Origin of the sequence: Saccharopolyspora dendranthemae (assembly GCF_007829955.1) — a bacterium.
Taxonomy (GTDB): domain Bacteria; phylum Actinomycetota; class Actinomycetes; order Mycobacteriales; family Pseudonocardiaceae; genus Saccharopolyspora; species Saccharopolyspora dendranthemae.
Map to the genome: position 1 here is coordinate 43,431 of NZ_VIWX01000008.1, position 17,559 is coordinate 60,989.

The window sequence follows — 17,559 nt, forward strand, 5'->3', positions numbered from 1 at the left end:
GCGTTTTCGAGGCGGGCCCGGCCCGGTGGCGGCCGGTCGGCCATCTGCGAGGATGCCTGAGTGAGCGCACATCATCCCGCCCACCGGTCGCGGACCGGTCGCATCCTCTCCCGCGCCCTCGTCGGCGTGTTGCTGGTGGCGATCCTCGTGGTCGGCGGCACCGCGGTCCGCGTGTGGCAGGAGGCGCGCGCGGACGATCGGCAGCCGGTGGACATCGTGGTGGTGCTGGGAGCCGCGCAGTACCACGGCAAGCCGTCCGACGTGCTCGAAGCGCGCTTGGTGCAGGCCTTGGGGCTCTACGAGGACGGGCTGACCGATTACATCGTCACCGTCGGCGGCCGCAAGGCCGGTGACGCCTACACCGAGGCCCAGGCGGGCAAGAACTGGCTGGTGGAGAACGGCGTGCCGCGCGACAAGATCGTCGAGGTCGACGTCGGCACCGACACCCTCGGCAGCATGCAGGCGGTTTCGGACCTGTCCGACCAGCGCCGCTGGGACAGCGCGCTGATCGTCAGCGACCCCTGGCACTCGCTGCGAGCTCGGACGATGGCCAACGACATGGGACTCGAAGCCTGGGCGTCCCCGGCTCGCTCTGGTCCGGTCGTGCAGACCCGCGAGATCCAGATGAAGTACATCGTCCGCGAGACGGGTGCTCTGCTGTTCTACCGCCTCACCCACGCCCCATCGGAGCTCAACGGCGACGGCCTCGGCTAACCGCCGCTCCGACCTCCGCCCCCGCGCGACGCTGTCCTCGGCAGCTCCCAGTTTTAGTCCAAACCGAGCCATGATCATGTCCGAAATGTCGGCTCAGTTATGACTAAAACTGGGAAGTGCCGAGTGGGGTGGTCTCGACGGTGCTGTTCGCTCTCGGTTGGCCTCGTTCTCCGGGTCGTGGCGTGGAGATGTCATCTCCGGGGCTTAGCCTCGTCCGATGAGTTCCGCGAACCTGGCCGGCTATGGCGAGCACGACCTGCGGCGGCTGCACTCGGAAGCACCGAAGGAGGCCGCGGCGGCGCACCCCGACGACCGCAGCCCGTTCGCGCGCGACCGCGCCCGCGTGCTGCACTCCGCCGCGCTGCGCCGGCTCGCGGGCAAGACCCAGGTGATGGGGCCGAACGAGGGCCGCGACGTGCCGCGCACCCGGCTGACGCACTCGCTGGAGGTCGCGCAGATCGGCCGCGGCATCGCCACCGCGCTGGGCGCGGACCCGGACCTGGTGGACACGGCCGGGCTCGCGCACGACATCGGCCACCCGCCGTTCGGGCACAACGGCGAGCGGGCGCTCAACGAGCTGGCGACCGGGTGCGGCGGGTTCGAGGGCAACGCGCAGACGCTGCGGATCCTGTCCAGGCTGGAGCCGAAGGTCACCGATTCCGGCGAGATCGGGCGCGGCCTGAACCTGACCCGTGCCTGCTTGGACGCGGCCACGAAGTACCCGTGGCCCAAGCGCCCGGGCGAGAGCAAGTTCGGCGCCTACGAGGACGACCTGGAGGTCTTCGAGTGGCTGCGCGAGGGGGCGCCGGAGGGCAGGCGCTGCCTCGAGGCGCAGATCATGGACTGGGCCGACGACGTGGCCTACTCGGTGCACGACGTCGAGGACGCGGTCATCTCCGGCCGGATCTCGTTGCGCGCGCTGACCGATCCGCAGGAGAGGGCGCAGATCGCGAAGCTGGCCGATGAGCGCTTCCTGCGCCGCGGCGAGACGGCGCTGCTGGAGCACGCCGCCGAGGAGCTGGCTCGCTGGCCGGTGGTGGCCGCCGCGCTCGACCACGACGGGACCTTGTCCGCGCAGGTCGCGCTCAAGCGGCTGACCAGCGAGCTCGTCGGCCGCTTCGTGGCCGCCGCGGTGGGCGGCACGGTCGCGCGCTTCGGTTCCGGGCTCACCCGGTACGGAGCTGACCTGGTGCTGCCGGAGAAGGCCGTCGCGGAGGTGACGGTGCTCAAGGCGATGGCCGTGCGCTACGTGCTGCACGACGGCGAGCGGCGGCGGATGCAGGCGAGGCAGCGGGAGCAGCTGGCCGAACTCGTCGAGGCGTTGAGCGCGAACGCGCCCGGTTCGCTGGATCCTGTGATGCGCGATGCCTGGATGCGAGCTTCGGGTGATTCATCCCGGTATCGGCTGGTTCTGGACCAGGTCGCCTCGCTGACGGATGCGCAGGCTGTGTTCTGGCACGAACAGCATGTACACAGCGTGTCCAAAAACCTGTGACGTTAATCCGAATGGGGGTGAATGGATCTCGGATCGTCGGGAACAATCCTCACCCAGAGTGTCGTCCGGCGGTCCTGCCGGCGCGGCGGCATGTGCCCCGATCCCCGTACCGCTCGGCACCCCGAGCCGAGCGGCGGCGGCCCGTCGTTCCCCGGCGCCGGGCCGCGAGGAGACCCCGAATGCGCAACCGGCACTACATCCAGAAGCTCGTCGTCGGTGGCGAGCCGTACGTGAACGCGGACAACCTGGCCGACTGGATCAAAGATCTCCGATGGCAGGACCCCGCGGGCCAGCGCGCCGCCGAGTACATCGCCCAGGAGCTGCGCCTCATGGGTCTGAGCGACATCGAGGAATCGCTGCGCTGACGGTCGTTCCGCCCGCTGGTACCTGACACGTCTCCTGGACTCCGGGCGTCCTGATGTCGCGGGGCGCTCGCCAGAGGACGTGTCAGAACCGGAACGGGAGAGTCGGCTAGAAGCTGTTGAGGAAGGCGGCGGAGCCGCTGTTTCAGGTGTGGGACTCAGCTGGCACCGCCGCGGGTTCTGATCGCCTTCGTGGCGAGTACGCCGGGACGCCTCGTATCGGCATACTCAAGGAGCGGCGCACGGAGTCCACGATGGCGCTCAGTTCAGCTACCCGCACCGCCACGCAAAGCAGTTCATACACAGCCACTAGAAGCCGGGGTCGTTCGTGACCCTGGTGGGGCGCCGCGCTCTGGCAGACTCGGGATCAAGCCCGAGCCTCCCCGACGCGGAACGGAGCCCTGCCGACGTGAACGATCACCTCGACTTCACCCTGGCCCTGCACGCGAGGCTGGCTCCGCCAGCGGCGAAGACGTTCTGCTGGTCGCCGTACTCGGTGAGCAGTGCGCTCGGGCTCGCGGCCACGGCCACCGGCGGGCGCACCCGTGAAGAGCTGGTCGGCGCGTTGCGCGAAGAGCCCGCGAGCCTGCTGGAGGTGCTCGGCCGGGCAGCGGAGCTGTCGGCCGGTTCCGGCGAGCAACCGGTGCTGGCGGTCGCCAACACCCTCTGGACTCACGCGGACCTGCCGATCGAGGAGTCCTACCGGCTGGCGCTGCAGGACTGGCCGGGCAGCGCGGTGCGCAACGCGCCGTTCCAGGACGACCCGGAGGCCGCGCGCAAGCTGATCAACGCCGACGTCGCCGAGACCACCCGCGACCTCATCCCCGAGCTGCTGCCCACCGGCGCCGTCCACCCGCAGACCGTCGCGGCCCTGGTCAACGCCCTGTACCTGAAGGTCTCCTGGCGCGAGGCGTTCGAGACGGCCAAGACGACCGAGCGCCCCTTCCACGCCCCGGGCGGCGACCGGGACGTGCCCACCATGACGGCCGCGCGCACCTTCGGCCACGCGTCCGCCGACGGCTGGCAGGCGGTCAGCATCCCGGCCGCAGGGGGAGCGGAGGCGGTCGTGCTACTGCCCGACGCCGACCTGGCGGAGGCAGAGCCCCAGCTCGACGCCGAGCGCCTGTCCGGGCTGCTCGGAGCCCTGGAGCAGCGCAAGGTCGAGCTCTTCCTGCCGCGCTTCAAGGTTTCCGGGAGTGCGGAGCTCACCGAACCGCTGGGTTCCCTCGGAGTGCGCGACCTGTTCACCCCGGCCGCCGACTTCACGCCGCTGACCGACCGGTCGCTGCGGGTGTCGCAGGTGCTGCACGAATCGGTGCTCGACGTCGACGAGGCAGGGCTGGAAGGAGCGGCGGCGACCGCGATGATGATGCGCTTGACCGCCATCGTCCGGGAGCCGGAACCGGTGCGCGTCGAGGTGGACCGCCCGTTCCTGTTCCTGGTGCGCCACCGCGACAGCGGCGCGATCTACTTCCTGTCGCGCATCACCGATCCGAGCTGATCTGTCACGTTTCGGCGCCCTCTCTCGTCATCCGGTGACGAACCCCGACAACCGGGGTGGCGAGGAGGGAGCGAGCACATGCCGCGCATTCCGGGCGTGCCCACCAGCGAAGCCAACCTGCTGACCAGGCTCACCTACCGGTTCTCGAAACGCCGCTACGGCGCGGTGCTGGACCCGCTGGCCGTGGTCGCCCACCACCAGGGCCTGCTGATGGCCTCGGGCGTGTCCGAGCTGGCGCTGGAGAAGGCTGCGAAGGCGCTGCCGGCGAACCTGCGGGAACTGGCCGTCTACCGGGCCGCCACCAAGATCGGCTGCTCGTGGTGCGTCGACTTCGGCACGATGCTGCAGCGCAACGAGGGCCTGGACATCGACCGGCTCAAGGAGATCGACGACTACCGCACCTCGGAGAAGTACACCGAGATCGAACGGCTGGTCATCGCCTACGCCGACGCGATGACCGAACAGCCCATGCAGGTCACCGAGGAGCAGGTCGCCGAACTCGACCGACGCCTCGGTCACAAGGGAGTGGTCGAGCTGACCTACATGATCGCCGTCGAGACCCAGCGCTCCCGCATCAACCACGCGCTGGGTCTGACCGCCCAGGGCTTCACCAGCGGCGAGGCCTGCCGAGTGCCGATGCCCTAGGAGCTGTTGATGAATTGCTTTGCTTGGCGGTGCGGGTGGCGGAACCTGATCGCCTTCGTGGTCTCCGTGCGCCGCTCCTTGAGTATGCCAATACGAGGCGTCCCGGCGTACTCGCCACGAAGGCGATCAGAACCCGTGGCGGTGCGGGCTGAGTCCCACACCTGAAACAGCGGCTCCGCCGCACTCCTCAACAGCCCCTAGAACTCCACGCGGGTCAGCTTGTCGGGGTTGACGATGTCGAAGATCTCCGCTGGTCGTCCGTCGCGGACGGCCAGCGTGAACACCCGGGGGCCTGCTTCCGGGATTCCGGGGAACAGCACTCCTAAATCGCCGTTGATCAGGACCGGGCGCACGTCGCCGACCAGTTCCGCGCCGTACTTGTCGATGAGCCCGACCGCGAACCGCGCCACCTTCTCGGCGCCGACGACCGGGCGCCGCGCGGTGCGGGCCTTGCCGCCGCTGTCGCCGTAGACGGTGGCCGACGGGTGCAGCAGCCGGGTGAGGGCGGCGAGGTCCTTGGCCGCCACCGCGGTCAGGAAGTCCTCCAGCGCCCGCTGCTGCTCGGGCATCGGGACCCGCTCCGGGGGCGCGGCGTCGCTCATCGTCCGCCGCGCGCGGGAGGCGTGCTGGCGCGCGGCGGGGACGCTGCAGCCCAGCACCTCGGCGATCTCGGCGAACGGCACCTCGAACCCGTCGTGCAGCACCAGCGCGAGCCGCTGGTCCGGCGGCAGCTCGTGGAGCACCCGCATCGCCGCGATCCGCAGATCCTCCTGGCCGGAGACGATGTCGCCCGGATCCGCGTCCACCGCGCTCACCAGCGGTTCCGGCAGCCAGGGTCCGACGTAGCTCTCGCGCCGCACGGCAGCCGAGCGCATCCGGTCCAGGCACAGCCGGCTCACCACGGTGGTCAGCCAGCCGCCCAGGTCGCGGATCTCCTCGTGATCGGTGTCGACCAGCCGGAGCCACGAGTCCTGCACGGCGTCCTCGGCGTCGGCGAGCCGCCCGGTCAGCCGGTAGCCGAGACCGATGAGACGGCTTCGGTGCCCGTCGAACTCGGCGGCGAGAGTGCTGGTGTCAGGCCTCACCGGAGTGATTCTGCCGCACCGGGCGGACACCCGGTCGTGGCCGATCTCGTTGGCCCTAGACTGGGTGACGTGACAGGGAGGATCCGGGAGAGCGACATCGCCGAGGTGCGCGATCGCAACCGGATCGACGACGTCGTCGGTGAGTACGTCGCGCTGCGCAACGCGGGCGGCGGCGCGCAGAAGGGCCTGTGCCCGTTCCACGACGAGAAGACCCCGTCGTTCAACGTCCGCCCCAGCCACGGCACCTTCCACTGCTTCGGCTGCGGCGAGGGCGGCGACGCGATCGCCTTCATCATGAAGATGGAGCACCTCGGCTTCGTCGAATCGGTGGAGCGGCTGGCCGACCGGGTCGGTCTCCAGCTCACCTACGAGGGCGGCACGCCGGGACCCAAGCGCGACCGCGGCAGCCGGGCGCGCATGGTCGAGGCGCACCGCATCGCCGCCGAGTTCTACGCCGAGCAGCTGCGCTCGCCCGAGGCCCAGCCGGCCCGCGAGTACCTGACGACGCGCGGCTTCGACGAGGCCGCCGCTCAGCGCTTCGGCTGCGGATTCGCCCCCAGCGGCTGGGACAAGCTGACGAAGCTGTTGCTCAACAAGGGCTTCGAGGCCGAGGAACTGATCAAGTGCGGCTTGTCGCGCGAGGGCAGGCGCGGCCCGATGGACCGCTTCCACCGGCGCCTGCTGTGGCCGCTGAAGGACCTCGGCGGTGACGTGGTCGGCTTCGGTGCGCGGCGGATCTTCGACGACGACCCGATCGAGGCCAAGTACGTCAACACCTCCGCCACGCCGATCTTCAACAAGTCGCAGGTGCTGTTCGGGATCGACCTGGCCAAGCGCGAGATCGCCAAGCGCCGCCAGGCGGTCGTCGTGGAGGGCTACACCGACGTGATGGCCATGCACCTGGCCGGTGTGCCCACCGCGGTCGCCTCGTGCGGCACCGCCTTCGGCGACGAGCACATCTCGGTGCTGCGGCGCCTGATGATGGACGACGACGCCTTCCGCGGCGAGGTCATCTTCACCTTCGACGGCGATGAGGCCGGGCAGAAGGCGGCGATGAAGGCCTTCGACGGGGAGCAGCAGTTCGCCGGCCAGACCTACGTGGCGATCACCCCGGACAACATGGACCCCTGCGAGCTGCGCGAGGCTCAGGGCGACGCCGCCGTGCGCGACCTGGTGGCCCGGCGCAGGCCGCTGTTCGAGTTCGCGATCCGCAGCCTGCTCACCGACTACGACCTGGACTCGGTGGACGGCCGCGTCGCCGCCCTCAAGCGCACGGTCCCGCTGATCGCCCAGATCAAGGACCCGGCCAGCCGCGACGGTTACGCGGCCCGGCTCGCCTGGTGGGCGGGCTGGAACGACGAGAACCAGGTGGTCAAGCGGGTCCGGGAGAGCTCAGGAGCTCCCGTCCGCAAGCAGCGCCGACCGCGCCGCGAGGAGAACCAGCAGTCGCTGGGCATGGACGTCGAGCTGCCGCCGCGTCCGCCGAGGCACGACCCCCGCTGGTTGCAGCGGGAAGCGCTCAAGGCCGCGCTGCAGGTCCCGGCTCTGGCGGGTCCGCTCTACGACTCGCTGCCCGCCGAGGCCTTCACCGAGCCGGTCTACGCCGAGTTGCAGAAGGCGTTGCTGGCCGCCGGTGGCACGACCTCGGGCTTGAGCGGCGCGGGGCTGGTCGACGCGGTCTCGCAGCGCTGCGAGAGCCAGGTCGCGTCGCGGTTGTCCACCCAGCTCGCGGTCGAGGCGCTGGAGTGGACGACCGAGGACGACCCGCGCTACGTGGGAGCGATCATCGCGCGGCTGCAGGAACGCCTGGTCAGCAGGCAGATCGCGGACATCAAGTCGAAGGTCCAGCGGATGTCGCCGTTGGAGGACGCGGAGGAGTACAACGCCCTGTTCGGCGACATGGTCGCCCTGGAGGGATACCGCAAGGCACTGCTGGACCAGGCGATGGGAACGACCCTGTGATCAAGAGACTGCTGGCGAAGTTGAGCGGAACCGCCGAGGTCCCGGTGGACTTCCCGGGCAGCCTCGACGTCGACGAGCAGGTCCTGTCGGCGGCCGACGGCGAGGACGGCGCGGTGCTGGCCACCCACCTCGGCCTCTGGCTCCCGGAAGGACGGCGGATCGGCTGGCACCTGGTCAGCAAGGCCACCTGGGGCAACGGCGTCCTCACCGTGACCGAGGCCGAGGAGGCCCGGCGGATCGACGGCGCGGTCTTCCTGCGGGATCTGCAGCCCCGCCGCTTGGTGCTGACCGGAGAGACGCGGTTGCCGGACGTGGTCCACGAGCGGGTCAACCGCTCGATCCGCTCCCGCCACCACCGCGACCTGCCGGGCGGCGGAGCGTGGTTCCTCCAGCGCAAGGTTCCCGGCCGCAACGGCATCGAGCTCCAGATCCGCCCCGACCCGGGCACCGATGAACCGGCCCTCGACCGGTTGGCCGGGGCTCTGGTGGAGCGCCTGCGGGAATCCCGCGACCTGCCTGCCTGAGCCCTTCCTCCGCACCCTCGACGGGACCCTCGCGACCGGTATACGGTACGGGCGTACTGCTAGCGGAGGTGGCGGCATGTGGGATCCCGGCAAGTACCTGACCTTCAGCGACGAGCGCGATCGCCCGGCCTTCGACCTGATCGCCAGAGTCCGCGCCGAGAGTCCCAGGCGGGTCGTCGACCTCGGGTGCGGTGCGGGGAACCTGACCTCGCTGCTCACCGGCCGCTGGCCGCGCGCCGAGGTCGAGGCGCTGGACTCCTCCGAGGCGATGGTCGCCGAAGCGCGTTCGCGAGGGGTTCCGGCGCGCGTGGAGGACGTGCGGGATTGGAAGCCGCAGCCGGACACCGATGTCGTGCTGTGCAACGCGGTCCTGCAGTGGATCCCGGACCACGTCGAGCTGCTGCACCGCTGGTTGTCGCAGTTGCCCGGCGGCGCCTGGTTCACCTTCCAGGTGCCCGGCAACTTCGACGCCCCGTCGCACGCCGCCATCCGCGAGCTCGTGTCGGAGCCGCGCTGGCGCGGGAAGCTCGACGGCGTGCTGCGCTACTCCGACGTCGTGCGCAGCCCTCTGGAGTACGCCGATGAGCTCGCCGATCCGGATCTCGAAGTCGACGCCTGGGAGACGACCTACGTGCACGCGTTGCGCGGCGACGCCCCGGTGCTGGAATGGGTGACCGGAACAGCGCTGCGGCCGGTCCGAGCTGCATTGGACGACGAGGAGTGGACCGAGTTCCGAACGGAGTTGTCGAATCGGCTGTCCACCGCCTATCCGAAACGTCCGGACGGAGTGACCTGGTTCCCCTTCCGCCGCGTCTTCGTCGTCGCTCACCGTGTGTGACCTGCACAGATGTTCGTGGCGAAGCTAACCGTGGGGGTGGCGTGAAACCCCTTCCGGGCATCAGCTAAAGTAGTTGTCACCACCGCGAGAGAGTGGCGGTGACAAGAGAACATTCCTCCGTAGCTCAATGGCAGAGCATTCGGCTGTTAACCGAAGGGTTACTGGTTCGAGTCCAGTCGGAGGAGCCGAAACAACCCCAGGTCATGCGACCTGGGGTTGTTTTTCTTCGTGCGCGTGCTCCGTCGTCCTCGTCGGTGCCGATGAGTTCCTGACGCCGGAGTGGTCTCACCTTCGGACGCGTCATCGGCGCCGGATCACCGTGAGACAGGAGACCCGCAGTGGGGAAGCAGGACCAACCGCACGTCGCACCCGAAGTCGTCGACCGTGCTCGGTTCGACGCGGCGCTCGCCGAGCAGGTCGTGGCCGAGAAGGAGGTCACCCGGCACAACGACCGGGTTTCGGCCGGCCGACGCAGGCTCCCGATGGTCGAGGTGCCCGACTACACCTTCACCGGCCCCAGCGGTCCGGTGCGGTTGACCGAGCTGTTCGGGGACGGGTACTTGCTGCTGGTGCAGAACGTCATGTTCGGCACGGACTGGGAGAGCGGGTGCCCGAGCTGCACCTGGGCGGTCGACAACCTGCCCGCCGACATGCACCGGCTGACCGATGAGGGGATCGCCTTCGCGATGGTCTCGCAAGCTCCGATCGAGAAGCTCGAGGCGTGGCGGGCGATGAAGGGCTGGGACCACCTCTGGGTCTCGTCGGCCGGGACCGGCTACCACTACGACTGGGGCTGGACGCAGCAGGACGACCAGGGCGCGGAGTGGCCGCAGCCCGGCTATTCCTACTACCTGCTCAAGGACGGCACGCCCTACCTGACTTACATGACCACGGCTCGCGGCACGGAGGCGATCCTGCCGGTGGCCCAGATCATGGACCGCACGGTCTACGGTCGCCAGCAGGAATGGGAGGACAGCCCGGCCGGGTGGCCGCAATACCCGACGTACGGCTGACCGCCCGGCGTCGCTAGCGTGTTCGGTCGTGGCGAAGCTCTACTTCCGGTACGGGGCGATGAACTCCGGCAAGTCGACGGCGTTGATCCAGGTCGCGCACAACTACAAGGAGCGCGGGCAGCAGGTCTTCGTGGTCAAGCCCGAGATCGACACCAAGAGCCCGGTGGTGCTGTCGCGGATCAGCGTGATGCGGGAGGTCGACGTCGTCGCGGACGCCGACACGGCTCTGCGCGACGTCGTGCTGGCGGCAGGGGCTCCGGACTGCGTGCTCGTCGACGAAGCGCAGTTCCTCACCGGCGTGCAGGTCGAGGACCTGTTCCGGCTCGCCGTTCTCGACGGGATTCCGGTGATCGCCTACGGGCTGCGCAACGACTTCCGGTCTCGCGGCTTCCCCGGGAGCCTGCGGTTGATGGAGCTGGCGCACTCCATCGAGGAGCTCAAGACCATCTGCCGCTGCGGCCGCAAGGCGACGCTCAACGCGCGCACGGTCAACGGCGTGTTCACCCAGGACGGCAACCAGGTCGCCATCGATGGCGACGTCGGATACGAATCCATGTGCGGCACTTGCTATCTCCACAAGGTCGGCACGCTCGGCTGACGAGGAGCCCGGCCCGCGATCGCTGTCGTCGCCGGAGCCCGCGAGCGCGGACTCGACGAGATCCGCCACCACGCGAACGAAGCCATGACCGAAAACCTCGCCCACTAACCGCGAATGGGCTACGCGGGGACCCAATGCGCAGTCGAGCCTCGGGTGTTCTTCGCAAAACGGCTCCAGATCGGATTTCGCACGTTCCGCTGGAGAAAGGTCGCGTTCGCTCGTGCGAACGGTTGGTGATGCTCGGCGGAACTGGGCGTGTGCCAGGGGTGCGGCCGATAAGGTGCCGGGCGGCCAGGGCTGACGTGACGACAGAGATGGGGCAGCGGTGACCGGGGCGGGTGAAGACCGGGCGACGCTCGAAGCGAGGAACGCCGCGATCAAGGAACAAGTGAGCGGCCTGCTCGACAAGTTCCACCAGCAGACGGCGATCCTCGAGCAGGCGCAGGAGGCGGCGTCGTCCACGACGGCGACGGTGACTTCCGAAGACGGCTCAGTGACGATCACCGTGGACGCCTCCGGAGCCATGACCTCGCTGGACTTCGCCACCAAGAACTTCCAGCGCACCGATCCGCAGAAGCTCTCCCAGACCGTGATCGAGACCCTCCACGCCGCGAGTGCGCAGGTCAAGAAGCAGATGGCCGACCTGGTGGCGCCGGCGACCGAAGATCTGCCCGATCTCCCGGATCTCATCGAGGGCGCACCTTCGCTCAAGGGGCTCATGCCCGAGATCCCGGATTTCACCGAGCAGCCCGCGCCCGCTCAGGCCCCGCAGGCTCCGGCTCCGCAGGCTCCCGCGTCGTCGGGTCAGCCCCGACGCCGCCCGGTCGATGACGATCCCGACGACGGCCTGCCCGGCACCTGGCTCGTGGGAGGACAAGGTCGATGACCGGCGCTCAGATGGAGCCGGACCGCGTTCGCGGCGGTGCGGCGAAGTTCGACGGTGCGGCTGATCAGGTCGAGTCCATCCTCAGCCGGCTGCAGCAGTCCTTGCAAGCGCAGGGCGACTGCTGGGGCAACGACGAGTCGGGTCAAGCCTTCTCGAAGGACTACGTGCCCGGATCCGACGGTGTGACCGAAGCCCTCTCCGCCGTCCAGGAGGCCCTGCACAACCTGCGCGGGCAGGTCGAGGGCGCGGCCAACGACTTCGAGTCGATCGACCAGGGCGAGGCCGGCAACATCTCGGGCGTGGAGATCTAGGCGTGGGCCTGGAGATCCCGGACGAGGTCAAGTGGCTGCTGCCGATCGTCGTCGGTGAGAGCTGGCCGGAAGGCGACGAGGACAAGCTGCGCGAACTCCGCGACGCCTGGACCGAGGCCGCGCAGGCGTTACCCGACGCGATGGACGCGGGAAACGCGGCGGCGCGCGAGGTCCTGGCGTCCTGGCAGGGCGAAGCCGCGCAGAAGTTCGACGAGACCTGGAAGAAGTTCACCGCGGGCGAGTCACCGGTGTTCACCTCGCTCGGCGACTCCTGCAACGGCCTCGCCGAAGCGTGCGACAAGACCGCGCTGGACATCGAGTACACCAAGTACATGATCATCGCGTCGCTGATCATGCTGGCGATCCAGATCGCCGCGTTGATCGCCGCGGCGTTCGTGAGCTTCGGCGCTTCGACCGCCGGAGTCGTGCCCGCGCAGCTGGCGACCCGCGCCGCCGTGCAGATGATCTTCCGGCAGCTGGTGCAGAAACTGGCGCAGCAGGGGGTCAAGAAGGTCGTCCGCGAGGCGCTGGAGAAGGTCCTCAAGGAGGGCCTGCAGAAGCTGCTCAGCAAGCAGGCGCTGGGCAACCTGGGCAAGACCGTGGCGATGAACGTCGGCTCGGAGGTGGCTCTCGACGCCGGCATCCAGGGCGTGCAGATGGCCAAGGGCGATCGCGATTCCTGGGACTGGGGCAAGACCAAGGACTCCGCCGTCGGCGGTGTGGCGGGAGGAGTCGCAGGTCACCTGGTCAGCGGCCGCGCCGTGGGCAACGCCGCCGGTGACGCGGTGTCCCACTCGGGCAGCGGCGTGGCCGGCCACGCCGCCAAGGGCGCGACCGAAGGCGTGCTGGGCAGCGTCGGCGAGGCCGCCATGACCGGCCAGCTGGGCGATCTCTCCGCGGGCGACGTGCTCATGGGTGCCTCCAGCGGTGCGGTCGACGGTGGGACAGGGGGCGCGAAGGACGGCTTCTCCGACGCGGCGAACGCGCGGAGCGCGGCGGAGTCGGCGAGCTCGGTGGCCGGCGGCGCGGCCGAGAGCGCGACGTCGGCGGGAGAGTCGGGGCCGGGAGGTTCCTCCCCGGCGGAATCCGGTTCCGGTGCAGCACCTGATTCCGCTTCCAGTGCGGCGGAATCAGGATCTGATTCCAGTGGTGGTGCGGGTTCCGGTGGCGGTCCTGCGGCTTCGAGCGGATCGGATTCCGCGGGCGGTGCTTCGGCTGATTCCGGTTCGTCGAACGGGTCGAGCTCGTCCGAGAGCCGCCCCTCCGAGCCTGCGGCGACGACGGCTTCCGGTGCCGCGACCATGGAGCGTCCCGAAACCACCGGTGCCGCACCAGGTTCTGCTGGCGTCGGTTCGGCGATGCCTGGGGCGGCGGCTCAGCACTCAGGTGGTCAAGGCGGCCCGCAGCCCGGCGCCGCTCCGGGACAGCAACCGGGCAGCTTCGGCATGCAGGGCTCGTCCCAGGGCATGGGCCCCGGCGGCCAGCCACCGATGGGACCCGGCGGAACCCCGCGCGCGGGCGGCTTCGGCCCCAGCGGAATGCCCGCCCAACCAGGCCCTGCGGGCTTCTCCCCGAACCAAGGGGCGCACCAGGGCGGCTTCCAGCAGCAATCCCAGCAGGGCGGCTACCAGCAGCGCGGCCAGCTGCCTCCGCAGAACGTCCAGAACGGCCCCGCCCCGCAGCACCACCAGCCGCAGCAGGGACATCCTCAGCACAACCAGCCTCAGCACAACCAGCCTCAGCAGGGGCGCCCCCAGCACGCCCAACCTCAGCAGGGCCAGTTCCAGCCGCATCAAGGCCAGCACCCGCCGCAGCCGCCGCAAGGCCAGCAGCAGCCGCCGCAGGGTCAGCACCCGCCGCAGCGCGGCCCGCACTACACGCCCCCACAGGCTCAACCCTGGCAGCACCAGGGCCAGCTCAACACGGGCCAAGCCGCCTACCGGCCGCACGCACCGCAACCCACCCACCAGCAGGGCTTCCAGCAAGCCCCGCCACCCCAGCAAGCCCACCCCGCCCCGCTCCACGGCCCACCGCAGACCACCCCGAACCAGGGTCCCCAGCCGCCGCAGCAGGGTCCGCGCGCTCCGGTGACAGGGCAAGCCGGTCATCAACAGGTCGGCCCGACCACGCCTCGGCAGGCGCAGCCGCCGGCTCCTCCTCTTCCGAACGGAGCACGGCCCAACCCAGCCGCGAACCCGCACCAGGTCCCAAGCAACACGCCTCGCCAAGAACAGGTGCCCCAACAGCCGCGGCAGGCCCCGATTCCGAGGGGCCATACCGGTTTGCAGGGGCAGCTGCCGCAGCAGCAGACCGGCCCAGCGCAGGCTCCGCTGCGAAACCGGCAAGGCGGAACGCCTCCAACGCAACGGCCGTCGTCCACGGCACCCAAGACCGAGGTGCCGCGGACGGACCGCCCGCACAACAAGGAGGGGGCAGGAGACGCTCCTTCCCAGCCGGTTTCCCCTGAGCAGGATGCCGGTCGCGGTACCGGCCACGACGGCAGCGCAGCGATGCCGGAGCAGGTGCGGGATACCGACGGGCCTGCACCGAGCAAGACACCGGACGAGGCCGAGCAACCGAAGAACAAGCCGGAGACGTCCGAGCCAGAGAAGTCGGACGTCGACGGGACGGATGAGAAGTCCGAGACTGATCGCGCCCCCTCATCTGAGCCGCGCGACATCGCGCACGCTCTCGATCCCGATTTGGAATCGGGCGATCGCGCTGATGAGAATTCCGACGCCGAGCGCGAACTGCTGGAGGAGCTCGAGAAGGAGCCGAAGCTCCCGCGTCCGGAGCAGAACCTCGACTTCTGCCTGGACCCCGATTACAAGGCGCCTCCCGGAGCGTTCCAGCGGCTCAAGGAAGTGCTGGGTGCGGACGAGGACCGGCTGGAACACCTCCTGGACAGGGTGGAGGAGCGCCTGCAGGGGCATCCCGAGCTTCGGTCGATGTCGAAGGACGGAGCTCTCGCGGCTCATAGCTACACCAGCCATGACGTCTTCGCGAGGCTGAACTCCCATTGCCGGGAGGGCAAGCTCACCGCGACCGACATGCACATGCTGCAGGCGATCGTGTCCGGCATGAAGGAAGCGCCCACGTACGTCGGTCCGGCGATTCGCGGGCTGCGCTTCAGCGACCCTCGCGCGGCAGAACTCACCGCCGGTCACTACGAGCCGGGACAGGTCACGGTCGAGCACTCGGTGACCAGCATGGCGATGAAGCAGTCGCCTGACGAGAAGTCGGGCTTCGAAGGTGGCGTTGAGCTGCACATCGAATCCAAGACCGCGGCACGGATGCAGGAGCTCGCCAGCAAGACCGACGAGCGTGAGGCGGCGCTCCTGCCCGGCGCTCAGCTCTACGTGCACAGCAAGGAACTCGTCGAGATCCCGGCCACCATCGACGCCGATGGGAAAACGGTCGCAGGCAGGCAGAAGTGGGTCATCCACGCCGAAGAGATCCTTCCCGGTGATCCCCGGTACCTCAGCCCGGAGGAGACGCGCGAACGCATCGCGGATCGGCAGGAACGATCGGCGGCTGATGCCGAGATCATCGAGGCGCGCAGCTCGAACCGAATCGAAAGCATGTTGTCGGGTGAGGATCCCGACGGAGGCGACGTGCAGTCGGCCTTGGACGACGACACGCCGATGGGCGCACCGCAGGAGTTGTTCGGTGCCCATGGCGATGTGCCCGCCGTGCCGCCGTTGCCGACCCACCCCGACGGGTCTCCGGATTGGAGCAGCCTTTCCCACGGCACGCCGGGTGTGCACAGCCTGCCCGCCATCCATGCGGCTACGGCGCACCCCCAGCGCGGTGCGGAGTACGTCGAGGCGAATCACTCGAAGCTGCCCGGCACCAACCCGAACTTCTACGCGCCGGGCGGCTTCGAGAACGGGTGGCAGACGAACTGCACCCGGTGCGTCGTCAACTACGCGAAGCAGCTCGTCGGCCGTGATGAACCGATCGAGCCGGTGCGTCCTGAGGAGCTCTCGGCCAAGGGCACCAAGGAGTACGTCCAGCAGAATCTCGGCGGTCAGTGGGAATTCCACGGGCAGAACTACGACAGCGTCATCCACAGGATGTCCCAGGAGCCGACCGGGTCCCATGCTGTCATCGGGGTGCGGTTCGCGGATCCGACGAATGCCGACAACACGCTCGGGCACGTCGCCATGGTCGTGAACACCTCGGAGGGCGTCGCGTTCATCGATCCGCAGTCGGGGCGGCTGATGGATCTTCCGCATCCGCCGAAATCGATCGAACTGCTGCCGTTCGGAACAGCTCCGGACCAGGCGACCAACACCTCAGCCGGACTCAACCTGCCGCACTCCGCTCACAGTGCCCCGCAACCGGATCCGCACACACCGCAGGTCACGTCTGAGGTGTCGGACCCGGATGCCCCGCAGGACGGTCCATCCACATCGGAGATTCCGCTCGTTGAAGACGAGCCACAGTACGTTGATGACGCAGAGGCGTCGGCGGACTCCGAGTCCACATCGGACACGACTTCCGATGATCGTGAACCGAGGCAGGCGCCGAGCCGGTGGCGCCAGGAAGGCCCCTGGTTCGGCCAGCACGCGAACCCGTTGCGCACGGTTCCTGAGGCCGAGGACGAGTACGAGCTGGGGCCGCTGGTGAACACGTCGAGCGTGCCGTCGGTCGAGTCTCAAGACCACACGCGGTTTGGCACTGAATCGGGACAGCCGGGACACCGTCATGAGTCGCAGGAGACCGTCCCGTCTGGACCGGGTAGCCAGGACGGCAGTGGTGACCGGTCGGCAGGTGGTGCGAGCTCGCCGGTCGCTCCCGACGCTGTGAATCGCTCCATCTCCGGTGAGCTGGGCTTGGACAACCTGCCTCAGACTCCCGGCACGTCGGCAGGTACCGAGTCCGGAACCGGAGCGGGAGGAAGCCTTCCGCCGTCCGCCGCGGCTTCCACGGAAAGTTCCTCGTCCACCGGCAGCGCGAGGGCTGCGGACTCGACGGCTGGTGGGACCGCAGGTCAGGCCATGGCTCAACCTTCCTCCGGTGCGGTGTCGCCGGGCGGAACATCCGGTGTTGGCTCCACCACCGGTCCGTCTCCGACGTCCGGTGGCTCGGTTCCGGGACAGCAGCCCGGCGGCGGTGCAGGCCCCATGGGAGCCACGCCCGGGCAGGGGAATCGCAGCGATGTGGGCCGCTCCCTTGATGGGCGTGGTGACGGCGACCAGGCGTCGGTGACGCACAACCGGGAAGCGACCATTCCAGCGGATCTGGCGGCCATGTACCTGGGCAATCAGGAGTCGTCCACGCTCCTGGCTGCGGATGGTCGGCAGGTAACGTTCCGCAAGGACGCGGCCTTGGACTTCGGGCCGGGCCAGATCGACGATCGCCCGGACTCGGCACTGACGCTCCGCTACGAGGCGCCCGATCCGAACGGTATGGGGATACCGTTCGACCAGGAAGAACTCGGCGCGGGCGAGTTCACCGGGCGTGCTGAGATCTACGTCCAGGACGCCGAGGGGCCCGAGTCGCTGCTGGGGACGTTCGACAAGGGCACCGGCGCATGGGCGCCGACGCCGGCAGGGATCCGGTGGATGAGTTCGGCATCGGGACGTGATGAGGAACGGCAACCGGGGAGGAACCGCTGAC

The 17,559-nt window shown here is 69.3% G+C and carries 14 protein-coding genes and 1 tRNA gene; 14 read left to right on the forward strand and 1 reads right to left on the reverse strand.

The annotated features are described in order from the left end of the window. The first annotated feature begins 60 nt into the window (after positions 1-60). The 5 genes from FHU35_RS28785 (at position 61) to FHU35_RS28805 (ending at position 4,717) form a co-directional block, all read left to right on the forward strand. A complete protein-coding gene (locus FHU35_RS28785; protein ID WP_246110635.1) occupies positions 61-714 on the forward strand; it encodes a YdcF family protein in 654 nt (217 codons plus the stop codon). 217 nt (positions 715-931) lie between these two features. Then, entirely contained in the window at positions 932-2,209 is a 1,278-nt protein-coding gene (locus FHU35_RS28790; protein ID WP_145745523.1) for a deoxyguanosinetriphosphate triphosphohydrolase, read from the forward strand. A 179-nt stretch (positions 2,210-2,388) separates the two neighbouring features. Then, positions 2,389-2,574: a hypothetical protein gene (locus tag FHU35_RS28795; protein ID WP_093420954.1), complete on the forward strand. Its 186-nt coding sequence runs from the start codon at positions 2,389-2,391 to the stop codon at positions 2,572-2,574. 406 nt (positions 2,575-2,980) lie between these two features. Beyond that, on the forward strand, positions 2,981-4,072 hold the full coding sequence (locus tag FHU35_RS28800; RefSeq protein WP_145745524.1) for a serpin family protein: 1,092 nt from the start codon (positions 2,981-2,983) through the stop codon (positions 4,070-4,072). A 78-nt stretch (positions 4,073-4,150) separates the two neighbouring features. After that, the gene (locus tag FHU35_RS28805; protein WP_145745526.1) at positions 4,151-4,717 is read left to right on the forward strand and encodes a carboxymuconolactone decarboxylase family protein; all 567 of its coding nucleotides are present in this window, start codon (positions 4,151-4,153) and stop codon (positions 4,715-4,717) included. Between the two features lie 197 nt (positions 4,718-4,914). Here FHU35_RS28805 and FHU35_RS28810 read toward each other — a convergent pair whose 3' ends face one another. Then, positions 4,915-5,802: a sigma-70 family RNA polymerase sigma factor gene (locus FHU35_RS28810; RefSeq protein WP_145745528.1), complete on the reverse strand. Its 888-nt coding sequence runs from the start codon at positions 5,800-5,802 to the stop codon at positions 4,915-4,917. A gap of 69 nt (positions 5,803-5,871) precedes the next feature. Between FHU35_RS28810 and dnaG the strand changes: the two genes are divergently transcribed. From dnaG to FHU35_RS28855, 9 genes are all read left to right on the forward strand, one after another. Then, positions 5,872-7,764, forward strand: coding sequence for a DNA primase (dnaG, locus tag FHU35_RS28815; RefSeq protein ID WP_145745530.1), 1,893 nt, complete (start codon positions 5,872-5,874; stop codon positions 7,762-7,764). Continuing rightward, positions 7,761-8,288: a hypothetical protein gene (locus FHU35_RS28820; RefSeq protein ID WP_246110636.1), complete on the forward strand. Its 528-nt coding sequence runs from the start codon at positions 7,761-7,763 to the stop codon at positions 8,286-8,288. The genes dnaG and FHU35_RS28820 overlap by 4 nt, the downstream gene beginning before the upstream one ends. A gap of 76 nt (positions 8,289-8,364) precedes the next feature. Next, positions 8,365-9,126 carry a trans-aconitate 2-methyltransferase gene (locus FHU35_RS28825; RefSeq protein ID WP_145745532.1) on the forward strand — a complete coding sequence of 254 codons (762 nt, stop codon included), beginning with the start codon at positions 8,365-8,367 and terminating at the stop codon, positions 9,124-9,126. A 113-nt stretch (positions 9,127-9,239) separates the two neighbouring features. Next, a tRNA-Asn gene (locus FHU35_RS28830) sits at positions 9,240-9,311 on the forward strand. A 153-nt stretch (positions 9,312-9,464) separates the two neighbouring features. Continuing rightward, positions 9,465-10,139, forward strand: coding sequence for a DUF899 family protein (locus FHU35_RS28835; protein ID WP_145745534.1), 675 nt, complete (start codon positions 9,465-9,467; stop codon positions 10,137-10,139). Positions 10,140-10,167: 28 nt separating this feature from the next. Beyond that, positions 10,168-10,737: a thymidine kinase gene (locus FHU35_RS28840; protein ID WP_145745536.1), complete on the forward strand. Its 570-nt coding sequence runs from the start codon at positions 10,168-10,170 to the stop codon at positions 10,735-10,737. Positions 10,738-11,062: 325 nt separating this feature from the next. Then, the gene (locus FHU35_RS28845; RefSeq protein ID WP_145745538.1) at positions 11,063-11,623 is read left to right on the forward strand and encodes a YbaB/EbfC family nucleoid-associated protein; all 561 of its coding nucleotides are present in this window, start codon (positions 11,063-11,065) and stop codon (positions 11,621-11,623) included. Further along, positions 11,620-11,934 (forward strand): WXG100 family type VII secretion target, encoded by a 315-nt coding sequence (locus FHU35_RS28850; RefSeq protein WP_145745540.1) that lies wholly within the window; start codon positions 11,620-11,622, stop codon positions 11,932-11,934. The genes FHU35_RS28845 and FHU35_RS28850 overlap by 4 nt, the downstream gene beginning before the upstream one ends. Positions 11,935-11,936: 2 nt before the next feature. Beyond that, a complete protein-coding gene (locus FHU35_RS28855) occupies positions 11,937-17,558 on the forward strand; it encodes a WXG100-like domain-containing protein (RefSeq protein ID WP_145745541.1) in 5,622 nt (1,873 codons plus the stop codon). The last annotated feature ends 1 nt before the right edge of the window (position 17,559 follow it).

Bases quoted from the DNA above. Each gene is read 5' to 3' on its own strand.
- FHU35_RS28850 (WP_145745540.1), top strand. From the start codon at position 11,620: ATGACCGGCGCTCAGATGGAGCCGGACCGCGTTCGCGGCGGTGCGGCG.
- FHU35_RS28805 (WP_145745526.1), top strand. From the start codon at position 4,151: ATGCCGCGCATTCCGGGCGTGCCCACCAGCGAAGCCAACCTGCTGACC.
- FHU35_RS28795 (WP_093420954.1), top strand. From the start codon at position 2,389: ATGCGCAACCGGCACTACATCCAGAAGCTCGTCGTCGGTGGCGAGCCG.
- FHU35_RS28825 (WP_145745532.1), top strand. From the start codon at position 8,365: ATGTGGGATCCCGGCAAGTACCTGACCTTCAGCGACGAGCGCGATCGC.
- FHU35_RS28790 (WP_145745523.1), top strand. From the start codon at position 932: ATGAGTTCCGCGAACCTGGCCGGCTATGGCGAGCACGACCTGCGGCGG.